The organism is Gordonia ajococcus (assembly GCF_012974285.1).
Taxonomy (GTDB): Bacteria; Actinomycetota; Actinomycetes; order Mycobacteriales; family Mycobacteriaceae; genus Gordonia; species Gordonia amicalis.
Genome location: NZ_CP052884.1, coordinates 2,618,899 through 2,644,834 on the forward strand (window position 1 = coordinate 2,618,899; position 25,936 = coordinate 2,644,834).

Sequence of the window (25,936 nt, forward strand, 5' to 3'; positions counted from 1 at the left end):
TCCTCTTAGAAGGTTGGCAACCACCGTCGGCACGAGGCCGCGGCAACCGAACAGAGTCGAGCGTCTATCTCAAGGTCTCCCCGGTGAGCAAGCATCTGCCTGGCAGGACTGCTTAGACGGTGAATACATTTGCATCGGCTGGGACGAGCTGGGCGACCTGTCCCTGTATGACACATTCGAAGAGTTCTCGAAGGCCTTTGCCCGCACCTATCCGCAGAACACCGACCGGCAAAACCTCCTCGCTGCCAAGAACATCTGGAAGTTTCGAAACCTGAAACCCGGCAACCACGTTGTCGCCAATAAAGGAACGACTGAAATCCTCGGCATCGGCACTGTTCGTGCCGACGGCTATCAGTACCTTCCAGATCGGGATCAGTGTCGACACACAGTCGCAGTCGACTGGGACACCACGCATGCCAGGAAGCTGGATCCGGGCTTCGGTGGCTGGCGCAGCACGTTTCAGACTCTTACGACAAAAGACGTCGCCCGCATTTTAGAGAATGGAACTGGCCCGGCAGCGAGAACCGCATACGCTGAGCTGCCCAACTACACCGACGCTGAAGAGGTCCGCTATACGCAGTGGGCCAAGGCGCTCGATCGTAAGAAACAACTTATCCTGTACGGCCCGCCAGGAACCGGAAAGACATACTGCGCTGCGCGATTCGCCCAATGGTATGGCGAACAGAACAGCGACGGACCTGGGCCTGGAACCGTCACGCCAGTCACCTTCCACGCCTCCTACACGTACGAGGAGTTCGTTGAAGGATACCGGCCGATCGAGGACTCAAGTGATGGCGGCGGGCTACGACTCGCTCGTATCGACGGCATCTTCAAAAACGTGTGCGCAGAAGCAGCAAAATCTCCAGACAAAAAATTCTTCCTGATCATCGACGAGATCAACCGCGCGAACCTACCCAGGGTTTTCGGTGAACTAATCACAGTGATCGAGGCGGACAAACGTGGCACCGAGGTCTTACTACCCACGAGTCAAGCGCGGTTCTCGGTACCCGAGAACTTGCTGATCATTGGCACAATGAACACAGCGGATCGTTCCATACGCACCCTCGATGCCGCGCTTCGTCGGAGGTTTGCTTTTGAGGAAATACTGCCCGACTCGTCTTTGCTCGAAGGTCAGGCCTCCTATGGCTCAACCATTCTGGCGCTGGATCTCTTTCTCGATGATCTCAACAAAAGGATCACCGCGTACGCCGGGCGCGACCGACAGATTGGTCATGCGTTCTTCATGCACAACGGCGAGCCGATTAGCGACCCCATCGACTTCGCGCAGGTCGTCCGACTGGAGGTAATACCGCTGCTGCAGGAACTGGTTTACGACGACTACGCACAGCTTGCTCAGTTCCTTGGGCATACGCTCGTCGATTCGCCCGGTCAGCGCCTGGTACCGGTGGACGACGAACAGTTGGTGGAGCTGCTAGCGGCTGAGTACGGAGTCGCTAACCCTCTATGAGGACGCTGACTGAGTACGAGAGCGAAGTCTTCGAGGTCCAGCCCGCGCGCCAGCATGAGATTTCCGCCGCCGCTGACCACCTCAAGGGCAGAGTTCAGCTCCGCTGGTTAGCAGGTGACCGCGTGGAAGTGACAGCCACGCAGTGGGTGGGTTCGGTAGATGTTCCTGGGGTTGGGCCGCTGAGAGTGGTCCCCAAACTCGCCGGCAACGAACTCGACGTCCTCGCGATGATGGCTTTCGCCGAGGGAAGTTCGCACGATGTCCTCGCCTCGCTCAAGCATCTTCACTCGCCGGGCAAGTCCGATTCTATGCCTGAAATGTTGGCCCGCTTCCTGACCGATTCCGCGAACGACGTACATCGCCAGGGTCTCCTCGCAGGCTACAGACCGGCCGAGGATGATCTTCCGTACATAAGAGGTCGTCTCAACTTCCGGGAGCAAGCGTTGCGGAAGTTCGGAGTGCTCGACACCCTTGCGTGCGACTACGAAGAGTTCGATACCGATATCCTCGAGAATCGGGTGGTGGCTGCAGCGTTGGGTGTTGCTCATCGCTTCACGTCCACCCCCCAGCTTCGATCGATGACTGCTCGCGCCCACGAAGACTTCTTCGGGTCTGCCTCGACGCCACCACCGAGCCCAGAATTCGCGCGGCGCACGCTTCAATACGATCGACGAAACGAACGCTACCGAACGGTGCTGACGTGGTCGCTGGCCGTGTTGGAGAACAGCTTCCTAGACAACATATTCAACGTCGGGCAGGCACGCGCGCAGGCATTCCTAGTCGACATGAACAGCCTGTTCGAACGGTTCGTCACGACGTTGGTGCGAGAGTCGTTGCCTGCCGGTCTTGTGACACTCCCCCAGACCAATGACTCGACTGTCTTTCGATCCGACTCAGATGGATTCGCCATACGCCCAGACATCTCGATCTCAGACGGCTTCCGCTCCTGCTCGATTGACGCCAAATACAAACGCTACGATGAACATTCGCTCTCGCCGGGTGACCTCTACCAACTCACAACATATGCTCAGGCATACCCCGGTTGGGGGTCAGTCCCGCGCTCCATGCTGATCTATCCGAGTATGGGGTCAGCAACTCCACGAACGATCCAGTTTCGACCGGGCGGCCGACTCTTAGCCGAGATACACGTGCATCCACTCCCCATTAGAGGAATCATCGCCGCTCTGTCGGGCGGTGATTCCTCGCCCCTCGACACCTTTAAGCAAGCGCTGCACAGATGGCTCGGAACGAATGGAGATTCAGCAACTGACGACAAGGTCGCGGCCCGACACAGACCAGCGAGTCAAACTCACCTCGGCACACCTTGATCCCGCCAACGAAGACACGTGCGAATTATCTTGTGTCGACGCTCGACCCATCCGATTTGACGTCAGCCATTAGCGACCCTCGTGTCTTCGTAAGCCTGCGTTGCGCACGAATCTTCGATCTCGTGCAACTCGCTCGCCCGGCGTAGCGCGTTTCGGAGCGCGTCGACACTCTCGTCGAGCCCAAGGGCAAGTTCGGCGTCAAGGCCACTATGCTCCGTGATCACTCTCCGGGCTTCATCGAGAGACTTCTGCCACTCATCCAGCGCAACTAGTGTGGCATCCGCTTCCAGTTGATCTTTTAGCGCCTTTTCCTGCTCGCGTGACTGGTTGGCAGTTGCCAGTTTGGAACGAATCTCGTCAATCAACTTCACGATGACGATCGCGGCGGTGAGCGCCATCTTGGCAACCTTCTCCGTGTCGCTTCGTGACCACCCATCGCTCTGACGAGCCGCACCGCCACCCTTCGCTTTCTGTCCGGACCGCTTTCGCATGAGACCGTCGATGTCGACGATGGCCGCGATAACCTTCGGTCCTACGCTTGACAGGATCGGCCCCAAGCGCGTCACATCCGGAACGTCGTTAGAGGTTTCCTTGCTGATCGCGGCGGCCACAAAGGACTCGAGTCGCTTCCACGACGGCTCCACGCGTTGCCTGTCGACCGACTTTTCAGCATCTTGCAGAAGCAGGTCAAGGTCCCGCCCCACCTTTTGGTACCACTCCTCTAGGGAAGACTGGATCGCTGCAGCTATTTGCTCTTGGGTGATATCCGAGTTCACCACGGCGAATCGAATCGCTTCTTTTATGGTTCCTTGCAAACTAGCCCGTGCAGCAGCATCGAGATCGTCGAGCGCAGCCTCCCATTGATCTTGGCGAGCTGTTAGCTCATTCGCATCTGCTAGGGCTGTCTCGAACTCTCTCAGTTGGACGCGCAACTCCCCAACCACTGTAGCGACAACCTGCGACCAAAATCGCTGCTCAGTGGCCGCCCGCAACAAGCCAAGGTCGCTGCCGCCGACTCGGTCGAGCGCCGCGGAAAGTTCCGCCATCCCGTCCCAGTCGCGGGTGTCGTCCCAGATATCTCGATCGACATCCCGTTCTGCGCCCGCATATTGGAAAGGGTCTTGAGCGACAACAAAGACCGGTGTGTTGGGATCTAGTCCAAGCGATTCCCGCAACTCGGCAATCTTGCGTTGCGCGAGGTTCTTGTAACCGTCGAGATCGCTATCCGGGTCGTGGCCGGCCTCGTCGAATCGTGAAATGACGAACCAAAGGGCGTCGGTGGACCATCCGCTGTCAATCAGATCCCGAATCAGTTCCCGTTCCCCTGTGGCAAGCTGCGGTGTCACCGTGACAATTGCGATGTCCGTCAAGCCGATTGCTTCCTGAGCCAACTTAGTGTTGGTTTCGCCCCGAACGTCCTTCGCGCCAACTGCAAGACCGGGTGTGTCGCGGATAACGCAACCGGCCAGCACAACACCCCGAACCTCAAATGTCTCGTGGCGTGCGCTGATCGTCAACCACTCAGGAACTTCGACTCCGGTATCGACGAGCAACCGTCGAATTAGACTGCTCTTGCCGGTGTCGTACGAACCAAAGACTGTCGCGACAGGCCTTGGTTCCGACGCGAATTGCTTCCACTGAACATCGAATACATCGGTCAGTGAACCGCCCGGGATTTCGTCCAACCACTTCTTGGCGGCTTGGATGTCGAAATTGCTCACCCTGTACTCCGTTCCTGTGGGAAGAGTTCGTTCGCTATGTCGATTAGCTCGGACAAACCTTCGATCTGAGTCTCCATGGCATGCAGCGTCGCGCGCACTTCTGCATTCTCTTGCTCGATCGCGTTTCGATGCTCCGCCAGCACCGCAACACGCTCGCGGAGTGCGGGAATGGGGCCGTCCCTGCCGTCTCCGTCGAGAATCTGAGTTTCGGCTATCTCGGCAGCTTGAGTAATGAAATCGATCGCGTCGTTCCGAGCCCTCTCACGATCTTTGCCAGACTTGTGGCCCTTATACAGCGCATGCGCATCGGCAGCCGTACCAATCGCGGCCAGGATCGGCGCCGCCTTTGCCACCCGCCCGCCGGCCTTGACTGCGCCCCAGGGCTTGAACTTCACCCCGAGGCTCTTTCCAATGCTGTAGATCGCGTCTCGATTGCCGATCGCCTTCGCCACCCTCGCCGTGTGGTGCGCCGATCCTGCCACCGCCTTCGCGGCATTGACACCGTCGACCGGCCCGACGAACGTCTCCTCGACGCCTAGCGACACTGTGCCAGCAGGTTCTGCAGATTTCATCCGGCGTCCGATGGTCGACGAGTGGGTCTCAAACCACTGGTCGATATCTCGTCCTGTCTGGTTGATGAATCGATCCAACTCGACCGCCAACTCGTCATCCCGGAGCCACGCACCCGTGACTTCTTCCAATCGTGCCATCTCATCCTTCCCCGCAGCTCGGACTTGATGGCGTGCACGATCGGCGTGCGGCTCCAGGATTCTCCGTAGCCGGTTACGGATCGAGGTTTCGAGAAGGTCCCCGTCGCGCTCACCGTTTGCGATTGCTTGGATGGTTCCTCCGAATTCGGCAGACTTAGGCTCCAGCTCAGTTACCGCCTGGCGCAGCTGGTTTCGGCGAACCATGAGCGTGCTGCTGATCTCATCGACAGTCGCACGTAACAACGCGGCTTGCGACTGCTTCCGAGAAAAGGTGTCAAGAGTCCGAACCAGCGGGTCGACGCCATCCCAATCACGGTTGTCATCGAAATCTGCCCGAGTGACGTCCATCCGACTCCCGACCACACCAAATGGGTCGCCAGCCAACGCGTGAGCCTCGCATGGGTCAATGGTGATTCCCCGCGACGCCAATGCGGCAATCAACTCTTCCACCTTGCGACGCCGCAGCAGCAGATAGTCCCCGGGAGCCGATGTGGGATCGGTCCCGAGCTCATCAGACCGATTGATCAAATACAGAACTCGCCCGGCTTTCGCGACCGTCTCGTCGGTTCCTTTGACAATCGCTTCGAGCAGTGCCATATCACCAATAAGCAGGTTTACGTGGACAACAACCAGTACAAGCGACGCACCCGCCACCGCCCCGAGCGCTTGCTCGTCGTGGTTGGCATGGCCACTTTGAAATCCCGGAGTGTCTACGAGCCTGATGTGATCAAGTTCGTACGTACGCACTGAACTCGTCGCACCGCTTCCACGAACTTGAAGATCCTCCGGAATTGAGCCGCTCATCTCAACCAGCAGTCGCTTGACCAGGCTGGACTTGCCGGCGCTGTAGTCCCCCAAGATGACCACCGCTGGCTTCCGCTGGTCATTCGCTGTGACCTGGTTGACCGCATCCCTCAACTCCAGGTCGTCAGACGAGTAGTCGGTGACAGCTTCAATCCATTCAGCGATCTCACGCTCAGACCTCACCTGCCAGACTTGGGAGAGCCAGGCCCTCAGCTGGCGACGTTCTTGCTCGCGTTGCTCGGCAAAGACGGCGCGATGTGCGTCGGTGAATTCTCCGTTGCTTGAGGACCGTCCGTCATTGTGCTCAAACCAGCTCTCGCCCAAAAGAACATTGGCTTCACTGGCCGATTGCACAGCATGTGAATTCAATACCTTCCGGACTGCACCATCGAGGACATCCACCCCCGCAGAGGAGTAGGCGATATTGGTCGACTGTCCTTGAAGGACTTCGGCCAGCTTCGCGATCTCGATCTTGCTTCGTCTGAGCATTAGATCCTGTTGCAGGAGTGCCACCAAGACGGGTCCGGCTAGGCTCCAGGTTTCTGACGCGCCCCGCTTGCGCAGATCCCTCTCGATGGAATCGAAGGTCTTCTGCACGGCCAGTCGCGACTCACGTTCAATTGCTGAGCGAGCGGCAGCACGATCGTCTTCTCCGCGTTTCGCGAGTCTTTGTCCTGCAAGGTTTTCCCACCTGACCGACAGCGCCCAGCCCGATCGCGGCTGTGGTTCCAACCCAGCCCACCGGATTCCAGATAGTAGCGATCGACGGCACAGCAATGACACCTGCTGCGGCGCCTGCCGCCAAACCTGCCGCTTGTAAGGCCAAACCTGCGCGCGAACTAGCGCCGCTGATGGCCTCGAACGCAACACCGCCAGTTGCCGTGTCACCAACTTCGGGCACCACATCCGAGACCGCAAGCTCGATTTCGCGCAGTAGGAATGCTTGTTTTGCCTTCCATATCTCGTCGACGGCAGCCTGCAGTTCAGCAGCTGAGTACACACCTTGGAAGTCTTCATCCGTGAGCGGTGTGTTCGCGTCGATTGCTGCACTGACCACATCGTCGGCACGTCGAAGTGCGGCTTCACGAACGCGCGACAAGTGTGACTGCATGAGGTGGTCGAACTGGCGGCCTAACGTCCCGACGGAACCGGCGGTGAATGGCTTACCTCGTGCGACTTCTACCGTGGGGATCAAACGACCCTCGACGCCCATGTACGCGTTCCGGTCGTCACCCTCTAGATATCCGAGCGTGTCGAAGAATTGGTCGATTCGGTTCTCTGTAAACAGTATTCGCGAGTCGATGTTCTCAAGGATACTGGCGAGGTCGGAAGCTCGGGAGTGGAAGATCTCCCGCAAACCTTCTCGCAGGGCGGTCTGCCGGAGCTCTGCCCCACCTTCCTCGATCGATGCGACGATCAGATCTTCCAGGACGGAGAAGTTCGACCACTCGGCGAGGTACTCGATCCCAAACTGCTCGCGATCTGAGCTGAAGTCGTTCTCGGCCGGTCCCTTGAATGGCGTTTGGGCCCGAGCAAACAACGCTCTCCTGCTCTGAATCGCCACGATGGGAGTGCTGCCGAGATCAATCTTGGCGAGCTCGGTCCGAATGTTGTTGGCGTGTTCAGCAACCGCCCGTGACAGCGATCTGCGCGTCGATTCACTTCTCACCTTTGCGGGGTGGCGCCACCTGAGGTTGCGGACATTAATTACCGCAATCGTCGGCTTCCCGTAGGCCTGAACCCACTGCGCAACCTTGCCGAACTCGGACGCTTGTTGGCTCTGATTGTCGAAACACAGCAAGACAACATCCGCAACCTCCACGGCACGTCGTGCAGTCTCCTCGAGTTCGGCGCGCTTTTGAGTCCGACCCCAGCCATTGATTCCAGGGGTATCCCAGAGTGAGCAGCCACGCCATTCAATCTCTGTGACGTCCGTTGTCCAGTCACTGTCTCCCGGCGATACGTAACTACCGTCGAGTTCGCCAAAAGCCGAAAGAAGCGTGCTCTTTCCGGCTCCTGTTCGTCCGAAGAACGCGACGTTGAAGGTTGCAAGTCGCTCACGCTGGGCATCCAGGTGCCCACGGACCTCTGTCTCGAAGTCAGAGGTGAAATGCGTGAGGTCTTCGGCCAGGTGGTGGGCCGCACCAGTGTTATTGGCCGACGCGTCCTTAAACCTCGCGAGTACGGTCTCAAACGAGCGTTCGAGCTGGGCAAGTTCGCGCTGTCCGCTTCGGACCGCGCGCTCGACTGCGTACTGCAGTCCCTGGAAGTTGTGTTCCACGTCGAACCCTTCTCACGCACGTGGTCCTACTGATGACCGAGTTGCACGAAGTGTACGAGACGGCCCCGACAGGTCACTTCGGGATCGCGATGACGATGGCGAATCGATGGTCGGCATGCCGTGCAGGGATACGTTCCCGCGGTCGGCGATTCGCTACTTCGGCAAGTACCCTGCCGTTCGTTAGCTGAGGAACTGAACATGAAATTCATCTGTTTGGATCAATCGTGCGTTCCACTTGGTGCCACGTCTCGGGCAGAGGCAGAGTACATTCGGGCGCCGACAACCACGCTCGGCGCTCGTAAAGATGTCGACCGGAGCTGACAGACCGGGTCACCCAAGTCGAAGAGGCGAACAATCACCAACGAGGGACGTGGAACCGTGTCCATCGAAGGTCTGGTCTGGGGTTGATCCCGATTGAGCCGAGGCGTGGGACAGCACTTCAGCTGCGACCGCGTCCGTCGCCGCCTGATAGCTGTAGGCGTGAGGGCAGGCCGGTTGCTGCGAATTGGTCAGACGATCAGATCTGCAGCGTGAGATCGTTCTTAGGTCCGACACGCGCCGCAACGGATTGTGAAAGGTCCCCAGCCTCACTGATGGTCAGGAAGAGTAGTAGGTCTCGCGGTGCTGGGCCACGGACCCCAGCACGCCGGCGCGATTCGAATCCCTAACCACCAGCTCGGAGCTGGTCGTATGAATCGAGCATGCAGAGGGCGGCCGCGGGCCGAGATAATCCCGTCGCAGTCTGGGACAGTGTGCAGGGTTGGGTACGTGCGCGGGCGACCTTCCACACACGAGGGGAAGCCATCGTGAACCGTCCTGGGTCTGGTGGAGACCGTGATCTCACCAGGAGAATGTCGTCATGGTTGCACCGAGGAAGTTCGACGAAGAAACGCGTGAGCGGGCTGTGAGGATGTATCACGACCGGCTCGCCGCTGAGGGCGGCTCCAAACTCGCCGCGCGCGAGCATGTCGGGTGCTTTGCTCGACATCAACCAGGCAACGCTGCGGAACTGGATCGAACGCAACACTCCGATCGTGACCTCGCGCGGAACCACGACGGTGGGTGAACTGGACGCCGAGCTGGTTGCCCTTCGCAAAGAGAATGCCGAATTGCGCAGGGCGAATGAAATTTTGAAGACAGCCTCGGCGTTTTTCGCAGCGGCGGAGGTCGACCGCCGACTGCGGTGATCGTCGACTATATCGACGCTCACCGGGACCGGTTCGGGGTCGCCCCGATCTGCCGCGTGCTCCGCGAGCACGGGATGCAGATCGCCCCGTCCACCTACTACGCCCGCAAACACGCAGGCACGGTCTCGGCCACCGTTCTGGCCGAGGCGTACGACGCTCACGCGGTCTACCAGGCATATCACCGCAACCGCGGCGTCTACGGGGTCCGCAAACTCTGGCACACCATGCACCGCGACGGTCGTGTGATGGGCCGCGATCAGGTGGGTCGGCTGATGAAAATCTGCGGCATCACCGGCGTGGTGCGCGGCGCGCATCGGACCGTGACCACCCAACGCGATGATCGCGCCCCGCGCCACCCCGATCTGGTGGATCGCCAGTGGTCGCTCCCATCGCGTCCCGACCAGTGGTGGGTGGCCGATTTCACCTACTGCTGGACCCTGTCCGGGTTCGTCTACACCGCGTTTCTTGTCGATGTGTTCTCGCGTCGGATCCTGGGCTGGCGGGTGATGACGAGCAAGACGACTCCACTGGTGACCAGCGTTCTCGAGCAGGCCTTGTTCACACGGCGCAGGACTGACTTCTCCTTTACTGCAACAGGTTTGGTGCACCACAGCGATGCGGGCAGTCAAGGCGGATTCAACTGGTCGTCGCAACACCATGATCATGGAGGTGTTCGCGGTGGCTACGGCGGACTGGAGTTGGAAGACCAGCGATGTGGCGGTAGGTGTTCGTCGGCAGTGGCGTGCTGATCGTGCACTTCGGCCGGCGATGCGATCGCCGGGGCGGCCGGAGCCGTCGCGGCAGGTGTCAACGGCGGCCGAAAACTGACCCCTTATCGACGGTTGAAATTTGACCCCCTTTTGGTGTTGGTTACTGGTCGGCGTTGACGAGTTGTCGTCGGGTCTTGGTGCGGTAGGAGTCGCCGTCGATGGTGATGACCTCGGCGTGGTGGACGAGGCGGTCGATGAGTGCGGCGGCAACGACATCGTCGGCGAAGACTTCGCCCCAGCGGCCGAATGGCATGTTCGAGGTGATCAGGATCGAGCCTTGTTCGTAGCGGCTGGCGATGAGTTGGAAGAACAGGTTGGCGGTATCGGAGTCGAACGGCAGGTAGCCGATCTCGTCGATGATGATCAGCCGGTAGCGGCGGAGCCGTTTGAGTTCGGAGACCAGGCGGCCGGTGGTGTGTGCCTCGGTCAGGCGGGTGGCCCATCCGGTGGCGGTGTCGAAGAGCACAGGGTAGGCGTTGTGCGCGGCTTTGATCCCGAGCGCGATCGCGAGGTGGGTCTTACCCACTCCAGGTGGTCCGAGAAGGATCACGTTGTCGCTCTTGGCGATCCAGGTGCTGGTGGCCAGATGGGCGATAACATCGCGACGCAATCCTGGAAGGTGGTCGAAGTTGAAGTCCTCGAGTGTCTTGACCGCGGGGAAGCGAGCGCCACTGATCCGCAGCACGGTGCCGTTGGCTTCGCGTTCACTGACCTGGCGGTCAAGGATCGCTGCGAGGTACTCCTCGTGGGTCCAGTTGTCGGTGCGGGCCCGCTCGGCCAACTCGGCCCAGCAGCGGCGGATCGCTGGCATCTTCAACGCCCGCGCCGCGAACTCGATCTGCTTACCTGTGTGATTGTCGGACATGGTATTTCACCTTTCAGCGATAGTGGACGGGGTGGGTGGTTGAGCACCTGACGGGGTAGCAAAGTGCACCCCGAACAGGTCGTCGTAGTCTGGTAGCGCCCGGATCGGTACCTCGTGGCCGTCGGGGTGGGCGCGGATGCGGGCGGCGTTTCGGGCCCGGTTGGCGAGGTCTTGGCGGCGGTAGTCGCGGCGCAGTTCTTTGGCTGCCCGCACGTGCTGAGGGTCGGCGATGGTGACGTGGTTGGCCCAGCTGCGAGCGTGGTCGGCGACGGTGACCTCGCCGCACTGGATGCGCACCTGCTGCAGGTCGGCGGTGATGTCGACGAAGCGACCGATCACCGACGGGTGCACCGAATAGTCATTGCCGGCCACACGTACGTAGTAGTCGCGACCGAGTCGCACCCGGCTACTCAACCCGATATGAGGTGCGGTCGGGGGAAGCCCGGCCATCTACTCGAGGTCCTCGGCGAGCGCATCACACGGGCGTCGATCACCGATCGCGCGCACCACTCGGGTGTTGGCATGATCGGCCAGCCACCGATCGAACTGGGCGGTGAAATCGTCCGGTGAGGCGAACTGGCGGCCCGGCAGGAACGAGGTCTCGAAGAATCGGTTGTTGCGTTCGACCATGCCCTTGTACTCGGGGTCTCGCGGTGGCGCCAGCTCCAGCCGAGTGCCCAAGGTGCCCACGAATCCTGCGGCCAGCGCGGTGGGTGTGCCCTTGGGGCCGATCGCGGCTTCGCGGTCCCACACCAGCTTGCGGGTCACCGCGCCCAGTTGCGACAGCAGCAGCCACATCCCCGTCAGGATGTCTCCGCCCTGGCGCGACGGGATCATCACCGCCGACCGGTATCGGGAGAACGCCAATGTCATCACCAACACCGGTAACATGGCGAATTGATTGTGGCCCACTGGGATTCGGTAGTCCGGGAACCACAGATCCCACTGCGAACAGCCGCCGGGCTCATAGATCACCCGATCGGCCGGATCTACCCCACGAAACTCCGGGCGAATCACCCGGACCCGGTCTTTGAGGACAGTCAACGATCTCGTCCACCCGATCCGCTCCGCGATCACCGTCGCCGGCATCGTCGGATACTCCCGCAACAACGCCCGGATCTGCGGTTCGAACGCATCGACCACCGAGCCCTTCGCCGGTCGCGAGTACTTCGGCGCGGTGTCTGAGGCCAACGCCGCCCGCACCGTGTTACGGGCCACCCCCAACCGGCGCGCGATCTCCTTGATCGGCACACCCTCACTGCGATGCAAACGGCGGATCTCCGCCCACTGCTCCACTGAAATCACCCTCCTAACAAGACGGGGGTCAAAATTCACCCGTCGTCAGGGGGTCAGTTTTCAGGCGCCGTCAACAGCAGGTGCAACGTGAGTTTTGGCGGGTGGTCGCGACGGGGGTGAGCACGGCGCAGGCATCGATCGCTGTCGGTGTGTCGGTGCCGGTGGGTACACGCTGGTTCCGCCACGCTGGCGGCAATGAGGCCGCTGAGTCTGGATGAGCCTTCGGGCCGCTATCTATCGTTCGCCGAACGGGAAGAGATCGCGCTGCTACGCGCCCAGGATCGTGGGGTGCGTGAGATCGCACGGCGGATCGGGCGCAGTCCGGCCACGATCTCGCGTGAGCTACGGCGCAACGCCGCAACCAGGAGCGGGAAGCTCGAGTATCGGGCGTTGGTGGCGCAGTGGAAAGCCCAGCAGGCCGCCAAGCGCCCAAAAACAGCGAAGCTCGTGGCCCACGTCGAGTTGCGGGAGTACGTACAGCACCGCCTGGCCGGCGTTGTCCGCCGTCCCGATGGCACGATCGCTGCGGGCCCCACGCCACCACCGTGGAAGGGGCTTAACAAACCGCACCGTGCCGACCGGCGGTGGTCGCTGGCGTGGAGTCCAGAGCAGATCTCCCAGCGTTTGAAGGTCGACTTCCCCGATGATGAATCCATGCGTATCAGTCACGAGGCGATCTACCAGTCCCTGTTCATCGAGGGCCGCGGCGCGCTCAAACGTGAGCTGGTGGCGTGCCTGCGCACCGGACGTGCACTGAGGGAGCCGCGGGCCCGCTCGCGCAACAAGCCGCAGGGTCACGTCACCTCCGACGTCGTGTTCAGTCAGCGCCCTGCCGAGGCCGAGGACCGTGCCGTCCCCGGGCACTGGGAGGGTGATCTGATTATCGGAACTGGGAGATCGGCGATCGGCACTATCGTTGAACGTCGTAGTCGTGCAACACTTCTGGTGCATCTGCCACGCCAGAAGGGCTGGGGTGAGCAGCCGCCTGTGAAGAACGGGCCCGCACTCGGTGGCTACGGTGCCATCGCGATGAATGCAGGACTGACAGCGTCGATGGCCGTGCTGCCGCAGCAGTTGCGCAAAACGTTGACGTGGGATCGCGGCAAGGAACTGTCTGCTCACGCCCAGTTCGCGATGGACACCGGAACGCAGGTGTTCTTCGCCGATCCGCACTCACCGTGGCAGCGACCGTCGAACGAGAACACCAATGGTGTTCTGCGTCAATATTTTCCTAAGGGAACTGATCTGTCGCGGTGGTCAGCTGAGGACCTCGAGGCTATCGCCTACACCCTCAACAGCCGTCCTAGAAAAGTCCTCAACTGGAAGACCCCCGCCGAAGTCTTTGGCGAACAACTACACTCGGTACAACAACCCGGTGTTGCATCGACCGATTGAACGCGCCCAATACACGTCGTTCGCATTCACCGAGGCGCTACGCGACTCCGGGCTCGCCGGCTCGATCGGCTCAGTCGGGGACGCCCTGGACAATGCGTTGATGGAATCGACGATCGGGTTGTACAAGAGTGAGCTCATCTCCGGCCAGCGATCCTGGACCGGACGAGCCGAGGTCGAACGCGAAACCGCCGCCTGGGTGCACTGGTACAACACCGAACGGCTGCACTCAGCGATCGGCTACTGCCCGCCGATCGAGTACGAGACACGCTACCGTGAGATCGTCGCCTCCGCGGCGGAGGCGGCCTAAACCAGGTCTCCATCCGGTCCAGGACGGTTCATCGATCCGTCCGAGCCCACCGCACTCAACCTGGTCTACACGCTCCTCAGTCTGGGCTGGCGTCTGTGCGCAAATTCGGACGACAGGCGCATTTCGGTTAGGGCAACACCACCCAAGACATAGACCAGCGCGCTGACTGATCTCGCCTGGGAAACGCGCGGCCTTGACGACCGGGGTGTCTCGTTCGATCCAGTTCCGCGGTGTCGCCTGGTTGATGTCGGGGAGACCTCCTACATGCTCGCGGGCGGCGAGTTTGGAGCCGCCCGCAGCGGCGAGGCGGTCGTGATTCATCCTCACAGTCCGCTCGCGGTTCTCCTGATCAAACTTCCTCGGTGCAGCCATACCGGCATTCTCCTGGTGAGATCACGGCCTCCACCAGACCAAGGATGGTTCACCTTTTCACGTTAGCTACCCTGCTCGTCATTTACGGTAGACGACGGCCAGTACGGCCTAATTCCCTCAGCGATCCGTTCCGTTTCAGCAATCGACAGCTCCTCGACTTGGCCCCACTCCGTACCACCTGAATCCAGTGTGCCAGCGACGTGGAAGTGTACGTGCCGGATTGACTGACTGGCTGACTCACCGTTGTTCTGCCACACGGAGATACCCGGCCGTTGATAGGCTGCATCAATCGCTCGCGCGGCGTCCCGCACCTCCGTCATCAACGCAGAACACTCGTCATCCGTCAAATCGAGAATGGTTTCACGGTGGGCAATTGGGACAACCAACAGGTGGGGTACTCCTCGCTGTTCTTGGGTGACCATCACCGCAGTCGCGCTGCCCTTTCTCACAAAGGTGAAGGGCCTGCTCTCGTCCAGGTAAGCGCAGAATGCGCATGGGTGCGCGTCCGGAAGCCTAAGTCCCGATTGCGTCATGACGGCCTAAGGGAAGAGAGGAAAGCTTGAAGTTCGAGTCGATCAAGCCGATCGAAGTCATTTGGGCGCACAACTATTCGCAGTTCGTCGCAAACCTTCTGAGTGCGTGACGCGAACACAAACGACATAACGATGAAACGGATCGAGTCTTGCGCTGGGATAACTTGCGAGAGGCGAGACTGGCCCCCGCCAATAACGGGAATTGCAACCGGCGTACCGTTCGCCGTCCTGGACACTTCATCCCACAGCGAAGCGAGGCTCCGCCAGATAGCATCCGGAGTGCTCTGCGCCTCGTTATTGGTGTCCATCTCACTATAGGCCAGGAAGTAGAGGCGATGAGATCCATGCCGAAGCGTAGCGACGGCGCCCACTCCATATTTGTCGGTCTTTCCTGGTTTCTGGATTGAACCTCTAACCGCACTACCCTGTAGCGCGGACGCCAGATCAAGATCCAATTTCTGTAAATCGCCACCGTAGAGACGTTCAAGGGCCTGTCCCTGAATGCTACTCTTTGCGATGATATTGGGCGCTAACGTGTCAAATGTGTCGCATGTGCCGACCACGATGTTGCAATCCTGAACGAATAGGTCGCCCTTTACAATTTCGATTCTCATGTTAGGCGAATTATACTGCTGGCTGATCGGGCGTGGCCATGCTCTAATTAGCCCATATCCGATCGAGGTAATAGCTATCAAGATCACAAGCGGCCACCCTCTGATAGGCAAGCGCCCAACAATGAAGTTAATCAGTTCGAGGATGATTGCCAGAACCCCGACCGCCGAGAAGGCCAGGACAAGGAACCATCGCCAGAAGCGCAGGGTCCGCAGATCATTCAATAGGTCTCGCATTTAGAGCCCGAGATTCGCGTATGTCTCCGGTTTGTAGAAATGCGGACCTTCTTTTCCGCTAGCCAAATAATTTGGGGCGTAGTTGTCGAGAGCATACATGATGATCTTTGGTTGAAATGAGACAGACAGCGTGTAGTAGTTGGCATCCAATAATGGCGCGGGTATAAAGTTCTTGTCGATGTTGCGATCGCCATCGAGATTCGCGACGACGACCGGGAGATCGAATTCGATCATGACTTTTATTTCATGCGCAAGGAAGGAAACTCCGTCCCCGCCCTTCTTCTTAGCAGAGCTACTACCCAGAAGAACAACCTGCTTGGCGTTCTTCATGCGCTCCCGAAGATTTCGCTTAATCGTCTCAGGCTGGCTGGTATCCAGAGAAATGAACAAGTCGTGCGCATCATAGAAGGAAAAATCGATATTATTGTTGTCGCGCCATGCCTCCATCAAGCGATACTTTCCGATGTCCTCGCTGGCGAAAGCCACATACGTCTTATTTCGATAGCTCATCTACATCCTCTTCGCTCTGGGGCAGTCCAGTTGATCTATACATGCATGAGTCTATGTTGCAGGTCTGACATCGCCAGGAACGGAGAGCCCATCCAGCAGCTCGTCTGGTGTCGTATCCATAGCCGACCTCGAAGCTGGTCGCAAATTGCCCAGACGGAGGAGTATAGATCTGACGTCTTCAGTGCCAAGTGAGGAGTTCCTCCTTCGTCGATCTGCGCGGCCAGCAGACACGCACGTCTACCGAACCTCGTGTGGCCCGGATGTTCGTAAGGTTCTCAGACATGGTCCGGGCTGACTATGGAGACACGACCGCATGGCACGGGGTTGGTTCGATTGGACGACAAGGTATGACTTAGGGCGTCGTCACCGGCCCGAACTATCGTCAGCGCACGCGACGCTCGGTTCCAGAACATCGAGAAACAGACGTCCCGCACTAGGGAGTCTCGAGCCAACGCATGTGCACTGATGCGGCAATCAAACAGCCAACTGACTCCCCGACCGCCGCAACTCCGAGAACGCCTTGATCGTCGTTGACGTAGCCGTAGCAACCGGCCGCAACTCCGGCCCGACCTCCGTCTTCGACACCATCACCACGTTGTCCACATACGGCTGGATCGTGCTGGTGTTCTGCACTGTGGCGACGATGATCAGCTGGAACCCGAACTTGCGGAACGCCGACAGCGCTTGCTGCGCGAACTGAGGGTCGGACTTGGAGAACGCCTCGTCGAGCATCAGCTGGGCGAAGATCGGCCGGTTGTCGTTGCCGTGCGGGCTGGCCAGGTTGAAGCTCAGCGCACCGGCGAGACAGAAGGCCATCAGCTTCTCCTGCTCGCCACCGGAGTTGTCGCCGGCGTTGGAGTAGGTGCGGATGGTCTCGCCGGTCTCGGCGTGGTGCTCCTCGCAGTAGAAGTCGAAGCGGTTACGCACGTCGAGGGCGTCGCGCGTCCACTGGCGGTCCTCCGGGGTGTTGCCGGCGAGGCGTTCGCGCAGCAGCAGGATGTCGGAGTACTGCTCGAGGATGGCCTGCTCGTCGCCGAAGCTGACCGCCGTTGCGCGGTTGGAGATCTGGCGGGCCTTCTCGGTCAGCTCCTCCACCGCGGCGAGCTTCTTACGACCTGGGACCAGCCGCAGGCGCGTGCCGCGGTTGAACGCCACCGCACCCAGGCCGGTGTTGACGCGCTCGATCTGCTCGACGATGCGTCGTTCCTCGGCGTCGGCCGCCATGTGCAGGCCCAGGATCGCGCCGGGTGCCTGCTCGGTGATCAGGCGGCGCATCCGCTCGTAGGCCGACGGCAGCTCGCGCTCGTCGATGCGGCGGCAGACGGCGACATAGTCGTGGATGCGTTCGTCGAAGTCGTCGCTGTCGTTGGGGATGGCGTCGGGGAACTCCTCGTCGTAGGTGTCGAGGATCCGGGCCAGCTCGTCGCGGGAGCGTCGGGCGTCCGACCGCATGCGGTCGCGTTCGCGGCCGGCGGCCTTGACGATCTCCTGGCGGTACGGCTCGGGGTTGAGCACGTCGAGGGTCGCCGAGAGGTCCTCGCGGAACCCGTCGAGAGTCTTCTCCGCCTGTGCGGGAACGTCTTCGGGCTTCAGTCGGTCGATGAGGTCGAGCAGCTGGGTCCGACGCTCGTCCTGGCGGGCGATCTTGTCCTTGACCAGCGCCGCCTGCGAGATCGCGTGACGCACCTGCTCCCACAGGTCTTCGGCCTTGCGCTGCAGCGCCTCGACGTCGGGGTTCTCCTCTATGAGGAGGTCGTACTGGTCGGTGAGCTGGTCCACGCGATCGTCGACCGAGTCGACGTCGATCTCGTTCCACTGCGTGAACTGCTCACACACGCGGCGGTAGGCGTCGCGGCGTCGTTCCTTCGCGGAGCGTTCGCGGTCGAGCTCGGCACAGTCCTCGCGGGCGTCCTCGAAAACTCTTTCTTCGTAGGCGAGTTCGTCGCGAAGTGCGGTGATCTTCGATTCGACGTCGCCGACGAAGATGTACTGGGACCGGCGCAGCTGCTGGCGGTCGTCCTTGACGGCCAGCTTCGCCGAATCCTTACGCAGACCCTGATCGGTGACCGCCTTGGCGTACTGGGAGAACTCCCCCGGGTTGTCGACGCACATGTGGTTGCCGAGCTTCGCGAGGACAGTCATCGCCTCGGCGGCACACGGATGGCCGGGGTCGACCGAACGCAGCTTGGACGCCAGGGTGCCCGGCTCGACGACGGGCATCGGGCGGGTCTCGGCCTGGTGCAGCTGGATCCGGCCGCGCATGTCGTGCGAGTTGACGAAGCGCAGAGCGGACCGGAAGTGCTTGTCCGGTACGAGGAGTCGCAGACCGGCGTTGCGCAGCACCTTCTCGACGGCCAGGCGCCAGCGTTCCTCGTCGGGGTCGAGTTCGACGAGCTCGGCTACGTACTTCAGCTCGGACTCGTCGATCTGCAGCGCGTGCGCGATGACCCGGCGCATCTCGTGTTCGGTGCGCGGCAGCGCGGAACCGGCCTGTTCGACGCGGCCGAGCTCTTCCTGCGCGGTGTCGCGGCGGCTGCGGGCGGCGACCTCGCGGGCGAGCGCCTCGGCGTAGTGGGCGCGGCCGGCTTCGAGCTGGCCGTCGATCTTGGTGGCCTCCTCGATGAGCTCTTCGCGCAGCGACCAGAAGCCCTCGGCGTTGGTCGGCGGACTGAAACCGAGCGCGGAGACCTTGTCTTCGTAGGCGTTTCGTCGGGCGGTGACCTCGGTGCTGAGTTTCTGTGCGCCGCCGAGCTGTTCGCGCAGCGGGGCGAGGTCGCCAGTGGACGTGGCGATGCGGGCCAGCAGCAGGCTGTGGTCCTGGCGCAGCTGGTCGTGCTGGGTGGTGAGCGCGGCGAGATCGCCGTCGAGGCGGGTGATCTGGTCGTCGAGGTCGGCGACCTCGGGCTGCGCGTTCCGGATCCGCAGGTTGTTGACGTAGCTGCGGATCGTGGTGCTGTCGATGGTGTCGAGGACGCTGAAGGTGGCCGACTCGCTCGCGTACCGCTCGTGGACTTCCTCGATGTTGCCGAGGATGGTGCGCTTGCGGCGCGCGACGTCGAGCAGCTCACGGGCCTCGACGAGCGGGTCGATCTGCTCGAGGGCGTCGGAGATGCCGACGATGGACGTCGGGGCGTCGAGCATGAACTCCCGCACGAACTGCGCGAGACCGCCGACGCTCTTGAGCGACTTGGCTTTTCCGAGGAGCTGCTGCGCGGCGTCGGAGCCGCGGATCCCGATGAGCGAGTACAGCGTCGAGAGGTACTTGCCCTCGCCGGGTCCGCCGCGCCAGCCGCGGTCGCGGAACTTGGCCGAGTTGTAGTTGGCCACGGCCCACTCGTTGCAGGCCTCGACGATGTCGGCGTCGCCGTCGTAGATGAAGTACGAGCTGTGCGCGTCGGTCATCTTGCCCGCGGCCAGCCACTTGAGGACCAGACCGGTGATGGCGGTGCCGGACGTTGAGGTGTAGGTGACCGCGATGGCCGCCCACGCCGGGCCGGTGCCGCGCAGGTACATGATCTCGCGGTGCGCGTTGGTGCCGTCGCGCCGCTCACCCCACGCGCCGCGCACGTACTTGCCGACGGTGCGCTTACCGCTGGACGAGCCGGCGGCGGTGGCGTCACCCGAGGCGTTGAAGTTGCGGCGGTGGTCGGGCAGGAACGCCAGCGAGATGGCGTCGAGCAACGACGACTTACCCGAACCCGACGACCCGGTGATCAGAGAACCGTTGGAGCTGAACGGGATCGAGTGATACCCGTCGAACACGCCCCAGTTGATCAGCTGCAACCGGGACAGGTGGTACTGGTCGACGCTCACCAGTCGTCTCCTTCGTCGTCGCCGTACGCATTCTCGGCGTCGTCGGGCTGGGTGGGTTCGTCGGCCGCACCCTCGGGCGGTTCCTCCCCCGTGTCGCCGGAGCCGATGAACTGCTCGAACTGTCGCTGCAGATCGGTGATCACCGACGCCGTCATCACCGCGGAGATCACCGGGCTGACGGTGAACGTGTCGGCGTCGTCGCGCTGCTTGCGCAGGAATTCGAGCTCTTCCATCTTGTCGATGGCGCGTTCGATGCGCTTGTCGAAGAGCGCGAGGTCGCGGTCGATGGTGTTGGTGACGCCGGCGAACAGCTCGTGGATCTCCTCGCGGGTGATCAGCGCATCCTCGTCGCGCGCGGCGCGGATGTACTTGGCCAGATGCAACGCCAGGATCGCGTCGTAGGTGTGGACGGTCTCGCGCTTGAGAATGCGACGGCCCCAACGAGAGTCGTAGCCAGCCTGCTCGACGAAGGCGACCTGCAGTTCGTCGACGAGGCGGAGGCGAAGGTCGAGCTCGGACAGGCGGATCCGCAGGACGTCCTGGTACTCGGACACCCACGACCACAGCTGCGGCTGCCGGTCGCCGCTGACGTAGCGGCGGGCCAGCAGGTTCTGCAGCGCCCAGCAGGCACGGTCGGGCATCTCGCTGACGTCGCCGTCGAAGCGGGGTGCGCTCGGGGCGTGCGAGGTGGCGCGGTTCGCGACGGTGGGGAGATCGTCGAAGCCGGCGAACTCGTCAGGGGTGCCCTTCGAGGCTCGCTCCGCTCGCACCTCAGGGAGCGAGGGGGCGGCCGCTGCATGCGCCTCTGGGAGCGAGGGGGCGGTCTCTGCTTGCACGTCAGGGCCCTTCGAGGCTCGCTGCGCTCGCACCTCAGGGGGCAAAGATGTCATTCGGCGTCGACCTCCGCAGTCGGAATCGGTTCGGTGAAGGTGAGGTCGGGGACTTCGATGGCGTGGTCCTCCCCGAGGAGGGACCGGAAACGCACGGTGGTCATCGGTACCTTCTCCCCTGCTGCCAGCTGTTTCTGCGCCCAGGACCACAGCACGATGACGTGCGCGAGGTACGGCTCGTCGAGGCCCTCGATCACCTCGGTAAGCGGGACGGGTCCGGCGGCGACGGCGTTGTTGACGGTCTCGGTGAGCTCGACGGTGTCGACCTGGCCGGTCATCGAGGCGAAGGCGGTCAGATCGGCGTCGGCGCCACCGGCGGGTAGCGCCGGTGCGGGCGGAACGTGTTCGCGGATCTCGAAGGCGAGACGGCCGATCGAGTTGAGGGCCGGGGCCGCCAGCGGCAACTCGTAGCCGAGGCGACGGTCGGCGAGCGAGGACTTGAGCAGGTCGTTCGCTGTGGCCAGAGCGTCGTTGAGCTGACGGGCCAGACCACGGCTCTGCTCGAGGGTGCCGGACGCGACGAAGCGTCGGATACGACGGGCACAGCGCTGGCGGGTGCGGCCGACCTCGGCCATCTGCTGGGTGACCAGCCCGAAGAAGTTGTCCATCACCGATCGCAGCCCGGCGTCCATGCCGGGGAAGTTCTCGATGATGGTGTCGATGTCGGTCTTGAGGCGGGCGCGGCGCTCCGGGTCCTGGATCATCTGGCTGAACGCCTGGTACGACGCCGACTGGGATGACTGCAGGAGGGCTTCATAGTCGTCGAAGAGCTGTCGCTGACGATCGCGGTAGGCGAGGTCGGAGTCGCCCGGGTCGTCGAGCAGCGCGGTGGTGATGCGGTCGAGCATCGTTCCGTACTGGCCGATGTCGGAGATGATCTGCTCCATCTGGTAGCCGATGGCGCGGGCGGAGTCCTCGGCGACGCGGAGGTCGACCGGTGGGCGGCGGCCGGCGTCGAGATCGGCGAGCTCGGCGTCGAGGTCGGACATCTGTGCCTCGAGCTCGAGGCGGATGGTCTCGGGGTCGTTGCTGACCTGTCCCGCGACGCGTCGGAGTTCGGCGGCGATGCCGGTGATCGAACCGCCGGTGGCGATCGAGTCCTCGCGACGCTGGCGGCGCATGAAGTCCAGGACCGAGCGGGCCTCGCTGGTCAGGTGACAGAGGTTGGGCGCGTCGGGGTCGGAGGTGTCGGTGACACGGTGCAACCAGCCCTGACGGGCCCAGAGTTTGACCAGTTCGAGGCCGGTCGGCTGGTCGTCGGTGAGGTCGAGTTCGGCGAGGTCGCGTTCGAGGCGCATCGTCAGCTCGACCTCCGACATCTTGGTGCCGTAGTCGAGGTGACGTTCCATCAAGGTGACGTAGAGCGCCGAGTTGGTGGCAGCGAAGAGTCGTACGGCCGCCGACTTCTGCAGGGTACGGTTCGCTTCCAGCGCTTCACCCAGCGTGACCTGCACCGATTCGGTCGGCGCGACAGCTCGCCCGGTCTCGCGCTGAGCCGGGAAGGCAGAAATCTCCATTGCCGCCTCACGGGATCTCGGGGACTACGGGACCCGCGATAGTCTGCCACGTCCCCCCGGCGGGACCCCAGTCCGGTGGGTCGCGTGTCCAGCCGGTCCGCGTGTGCGTCGCTACGCTGAGCGTCATGGTGATGGCTGATCGTCCCGAGGTCGAGACCGCATCCGGACCGTTGACGACGCTGGCCGTCGTCGGGCTGGCGCAAAACATGCTCGGCGGGCTCGCGCGCGTGCCGTTCAAAAGGCCGTGGTCGGGGCCGGCGGGCCTGCTCGACAACGTCGGGCAGGCTGTCACACGCCAGTCGATCCGGGCGTTCATGGGCTATTCGATGGGTCTGCCGATCGAGGAGTTCCGCTCGATGGAGAAGATCCTCGACCAGATCTGCCGGGTCGTGATGCCGCCGTTCGTCGAGTTGACCGACGGCGTCGAACTGACCCAGGACACCATCGGTGGCGTTCCGGGTCTGTGGTGTCGTGCGAAGGCGAGTACGGACGCCTACGTCGACGAGGACGAGGAGAAGCAGGAGATCGGGGCGACGATCCTGTACCTGCACGGCGGTGGGTACATCGGGACGTCGCCGATCATGTACTCGGCGTTCGCGTCGTCGCTGGTGCGGATCACCGGCTTCGAGGTGTTCATCGCCGACTATCGGATGGCACCCGAATTCCCGTTCCCTGCAGGAGTTCTCGACGCCGCGGACGTTTACCAGGCCCTCCTGGGACGGGGCGTGACCCCCGAACACATCATCGTGGCCGGGGATTCAGGGGGCGGTGGGCTCGCAGCGTCGCTCGTGGCGCATCTGCACTCGAAGGGACTGCCCAAGCCCGGTGCGCTCGCGTTGTTCTCCCCCGAGATCGACCTCGACCTCGACCACCCGTCGATCACCGAGAACGCCCAGTACGACGTGCTGCCGTGGAACATCCCGGTGACGCCCTACCTCCACGGAGTGCAGCCGAACGACGCACGCGTGTCGGTGATCAACGCCGACCCGGATCCGGAGTGGTTCCCACCGACCTTCGTCTGCTGGGGTGGCGACGAGATGTTCCGCGACGGGATCCGTGAATTCGCAGCACGGTTGGAGGACTCCGAGGTGCCCACGCACGCGATCGAGGAACCGGGGATGTTCCATGTGTTCCCGATCCTCATGCCGTGGGCCGAGGCATCGAAGAAGGTCTTCCGGGCGCTGCACGATCTCGCCCAGGGCAACGTGGCCAGCGACCCGGAGGCGACGCAGACGCACTGAGGTCGTCGACTCAGCCCAGGACGAACGCGAGCAGGAAGCCGGCCGCGGTGGCCAGCCCCACCCACCAACCGCCTTCGCGGTAGGCCTCGGGCATCAGGCCGGTGGCGAGGACACCGAGGGTCGCACCACCGGCGAAAGCCTGGACGATGCTGATCGCGGTCGGCGAGATGGCGTCGGCGACCGCGTAGCCGCCGACCGTCACCGCGACGAGGATCGCGGCGGTCACCACCCACATCACGAGCGCGTACCGCGGAGACATGTCGTGTTCGCGTCTCATCAACGACGCCCCGCTCACCGCCTCCGGGACGTTGCCGACGGCGATCGCCACCACCAGGACGAGCGAACCGCCGGCCGTGAGCGACACACCGAGGGCGGTGTTCTCCGGGACGCCGTCGAGGAAGACTCCCAGCATCAGCGCTGGACCGATCGCGCGTGAACCGAGCCTGGTTTCGACGAGGTGGTCGGCGACGACGTACACCGCGGTACCGAGGAACAGCGTCGCCCCCGCAAGTCCGATACCCGCCTGTTTGAAGGCCGGGACGAACAGTTCGGTGGAGACCGCCGCGATCATCGTGCCCGCGCCGAACGCCATGAGTGTGGCCAGGACTCGCGACGGCAGATCCCAGCGGAGACCGATCGCGGCGCCGATAGCGATGGGCACCGCGGTGACGAGTCCGTAGAGGAGAGCGGTCGGCATGGGTAACATGCTTGCGCCCGGCCGGCGCGGTGGGTGGGCGCGACACGCGTCGGGGTGACCTCGATACGCGGCGTCATCGCTCCGCTCGGTCGGCGCTACTCGGCCAGCAGGGGGATGCGGCGTGACCTCGATACGCGGCGTCCTCGCTCTGCTCGGTCGGCGCTACTCGGCCAGCAGAAGTAGCGCTACTCGGCCAGCAGAACCTACTCGGCCATCAGAACCTACTCGGCCATCAGGGACGGTCGTCGCTACACCGCCAGCGGAGCGGGGCGCAACGTCACACGGATCGGCCGACGGTGGGTTGTGTCGCCAGGATGGGCGACGTCGACGGATGGTTACGGTGCCGTAAGGGTCGGATTCGTCGGGAATCCGTGAGGAACAGGTCACAGAATTGCGGATCCCTCGCTCGACCTGGCGAGACGCAGAGGATATGCTGAGTTACGTCCGATGAACCGGTCAGACCCCCGACCCGACCGGTTCATCGGACATTTTTATTGGCGGACCCACGCTCTGTCTCGTCGAGCCGACGAGCCGCCCGCTCCGGCGAGCGTCGTGTTTCGCAGATCAGCCATCCATTTATTCCAGCGGTAACCACCCGGTAATCGTCGACCGGTGAACTGGTTCTCGTAGCGATCAGCTACTCGATGAGATCGAGATCTTCCGATCTGCCGCTCTTGGGCAATGATGCCCGATCCGCATTCGTCTCACACGCCGAGCCGCCAGGCGCCGTCGTCTCGCCATTCCAGGAGTCCTTGTGCCCTCTTTCGACGAAACCATCACCGAGAACATCGCCGCGTCGCTGGCGGAGATCCCGCATCCCTCACTTCCCAAGGGGTCCAACATCTATGGCGGCACCAAGATCTTCCCGGACTACCAGGCCGAGGACGGGGAAACGTACTTCACCCTGGTGCACGGCATCGCCCATGAGTCGTCGGTGTCGTTCGTCGCGGTCCTGCAGGCGACTCGCGCGTTGCGCAAGGGATTCGAATCAGCCATGTACTTCTATGGCCCCGGCGCCATCAATTGCCTTGCCACACGAGGCTTTCCGACGACCGGCGACTCCGGCTTCCCCGGTGAGCAGAACATCAACAACGCGCTCGAGACCTTCATCTCCGAGGGAGGCACCGTGTTCTGCTGCCGCTTCGGCCTCGCGCTGCACGGTGGCCGCGAAGAGGACCTGATCGAGGGCGTCATCCCGGCGCACCCGCTCGACGTCCAGGACGCCATCATCCACTACGCGCGCAAGGGCGCGATCATCAACTCCACGTACATGGTGTGAGTGGTTTCGATACGGCTCGTCGCTAGCGCTCCTCACCTACTCAACCAGCAGAGGGCCACTCGTCGCTAGCGCTCCTCACCCACTCAACCAGCGAGATACTTCCA

15 protein-coding genes, 5 pseudogenes and 1 other annotated feature are annotated in these 25,936 nt (G+C 62.3%); of the genes and pseudogenes, 7 read left to right on the forward strand and 13 right to left on the reverse strand.

Annotated features, from left to right (window positions below; genetic code table 11):
* Positions 1–13: 13 nt before the first annotated feature.
* Complete coding sequence (locus tag GAA2_RS11840; protein ID WP_006438849.1) at positions 14–1,468, forward strand: AAA family ATPase; 1,455 nt, start codon at positions 14–16, stop codon at positions 1,466–1,468.
* Positions 1,465–2,796, forward strand: a complete 1,332-nt coding sequence (locus GAA2_RS11845; protein ID WP_006438850.1) for an McrC family protein — start codon at positions 1,465–1,467, stop codon at positions 2,794–2,796. The genes GAA2_RS11840 and GAA2_RS11845 overlap by 4 nt, the downstream gene beginning before the upstream one ends.
* Positions 2,797–2,858: 62 nt before the next feature.
* Here GAA2_RS11845 and GAA2_RS11850 read toward each other — a convergent pair whose 3' ends face one another.
* From GAA2_RS11850 to GAA2_RS11860, 3 genes are read right to left on the reverse strand one after another with little or no spacing between them, the layout of a single operon-like run.
* A complete protein-coding gene (locus GAA2_RS11850; protein WP_006438851.1) occupies positions 2,859–4,517 on the reverse strand; it encodes a GTPase domain-containing protein in 1,659 nt (552 codons plus the stop codon).
* Complete coding sequence (locus tag GAA2_RS11855) at positions 4,514–6,628, reverse strand: LeoA/HP0731 family dynamin-like GTPase (RefSeq protein WP_006438852.1); 2,115 nt, start codon at positions 6,626–6,628, stop codon at positions 4,514–4,516. Before GAA2_RS11855 ends, GAA2_RS11850 begins: the two co-directional genes overlap by 4 nt.
* Before the next feature lie 19 nt (positions 6,629–6,647).
* Entirely contained in the window at positions 6,648–8,312 is a 1,665-nt protein-coding gene (locus GAA2_RS11860) for a GTPase (protein ID WP_006438853.1), read from the reverse strand.
* 859 nt (positions 8,313–9,171) lie between these two features.
* Here GAA2_RS11860 and GAA2_RS11865 point away from each other — a divergent pair.
* Positions 9,172–10,128: pseudogene (locus GAA2_RS11865) on the forward strand (IS3 family transposase); the annotation flags it as partial.
* Positions 9,457–9,588, forward strand: a sequence feature (AL1L pseudoknot). (Overlaps the previous pseudogene by 132 nt.)
* A 241-nt stretch (positions 10,129–10,369) precedes the next feature.
* On the opposite strand, the gene istB reads toward GAA2_RS11865, so the two are convergent.
* Entirely contained in the window at positions 10,370–11,134 is a 765-nt protein-coding gene (gene istB, locus GAA2_RS11870; RefSeq protein ID WP_006438895.1) for an IS21-like element helper ATPase IstB, read from the reverse strand.
* 6 nt (positions 11,135–11,140) lie between these two features.
* Positions 11,141–12,439, reverse strand: a pseudogene (gene istA, locus GAA2_RS11875) (IS21 family transposase).
* A gap of 65 nt (positions 12,440–12,504) precedes the next feature.
* Between istA and GAA2_RS11880 the strand changes: the two are divergent.
* A pseudogene (locus GAA2_RS11880) lies at positions 12,505–13,825 on the forward strand (IS30 family transposase); the annotation flags it as partial.
* A 4-nt stretch (positions 13,826–13,829) separates the two neighbouring features.
* Positions 13,830–14,132: pseudogene (locus GAA2_RS11885) on the forward strand (transposase); the annotation flags it as partial.
* Positions 14,133–14,345: 213 nt separating this feature from the next.
* Here GAA2_RS11885 and GAA2_RS23200 read toward each other — a convergent pair.
* The 7 genes and pseudogenes from GAA2_RS23200 to GAA2_RS11915 all read right to left on the reverse strand — a co-directional run.
* A pseudogene (locus GAA2_RS23200) lies at positions 14,346–14,504 on the reverse strand (IS3 family transposase); the annotation flags it as partial.
* A 62-nt stretch (positions 14,505–14,566) separates the two neighbouring features.
* Positions 14,567–15,037, reverse strand: a complete 471-nt coding sequence (locus GAA2_RS11890) for an HIT family protein (protein ID WP_006438899.1) — start codon at positions 15,035–15,037, stop codon at positions 14,567–14,569.
* Entirely contained in the window at positions 15,034–15,651 is a 618-nt protein-coding gene (locus GAA2_RS11895) for a macro domain-containing protein (protein ID WP_157228365.1), read from the reverse strand. The genes GAA2_RS11890 and GAA2_RS11895 overlap by 4 nt, the downstream gene beginning before the upstream one ends.
* A gap of 234 nt (positions 15,652–15,885) precedes the next feature.
* Complete coding sequence (locus GAA2_RS11900) at positions 15,886–16,395, reverse strand: TIR domain-containing protein (RefSeq protein WP_006438441.1); 510 nt, start codon at positions 16,393–16,395, stop codon at positions 15,886–15,888.
* Positions 16,396–16,869: 474 nt separating this feature from the next.
* On the reverse strand, positions 16,870–20,208 hold the full coding sequence (locus GAA2_RS11905) for an ATP-binding protein (protein ID WP_006438440.1): 3,339 nt from the start codon (positions 20,206–20,208) through the stop codon (positions 16,870–16,872).
* Positions 20,205–21,098, reverse strand: a complete 894-nt coding sequence (locus tag GAA2_RS11910; protein ID WP_006438439.1) for a DUF4194 domain-containing protein — start codon at positions 21,096–21,098, stop codon at positions 20,205–20,207. Before GAA2_RS11910 ends, GAA2_RS11905 begins: the two co-directional genes overlap by 4 nt.
* Positions 21,095–22,615, reverse strand: a complete 1,521-nt coding sequence (locus GAA2_RS11915) for a DUF3375 domain-containing protein (protein WP_006438438.1) — start codon at positions 22,613–22,615, stop codon at positions 21,095–21,097. The genes GAA2_RS11910 and GAA2_RS11915 overlap by 4 nt, the downstream gene beginning before the upstream one ends.
* 125 nt (positions 22,616–22,740) lie before the next feature.
* Between GAA2_RS11915 and GAA2_RS11920 the strand changes: the two genes are divergently transcribed.
* Positions 22,741–23,856, forward strand: coding sequence for an alpha/beta hydrolase (locus GAA2_RS11920; RefSeq protein ID WP_191834366.1), 1,116 nt, complete (start codon positions 22,741–22,743; stop codon positions 23,854–23,856).
* A 10-nt stretch (positions 23,857–23,866) separates the two neighbouring features.
* Here GAA2_RS11920 and GAA2_RS11925 read toward each other — a convergent pair whose 3' ends face one another.
* Entirely contained in the window at positions 23,867–24,553 is a 687-nt protein-coding gene (locus tag GAA2_RS11925) for a ZIP family metal transporter (RefSeq protein ID WP_006438436.1), read from the reverse strand.
* A 754-nt stretch (positions 24,554–25,307) separates the two neighbouring features.
* On the opposite strand from GAA2_RS11925, the gene GAA2_RS11930 reads away from it, so the two are divergent.
* A complete protein-coding gene (locus tag GAA2_RS11930) occupies positions 25,308–25,832 on the forward strand; it encodes an MSMEG_0572/Sll0783 family nitrogen starvation response protein (protein ID WP_005195025.1) in 525 nt (174 codons plus the stop codon).
* Positions 25,833–25,936 lie beyond the last annotated feature (104 nt).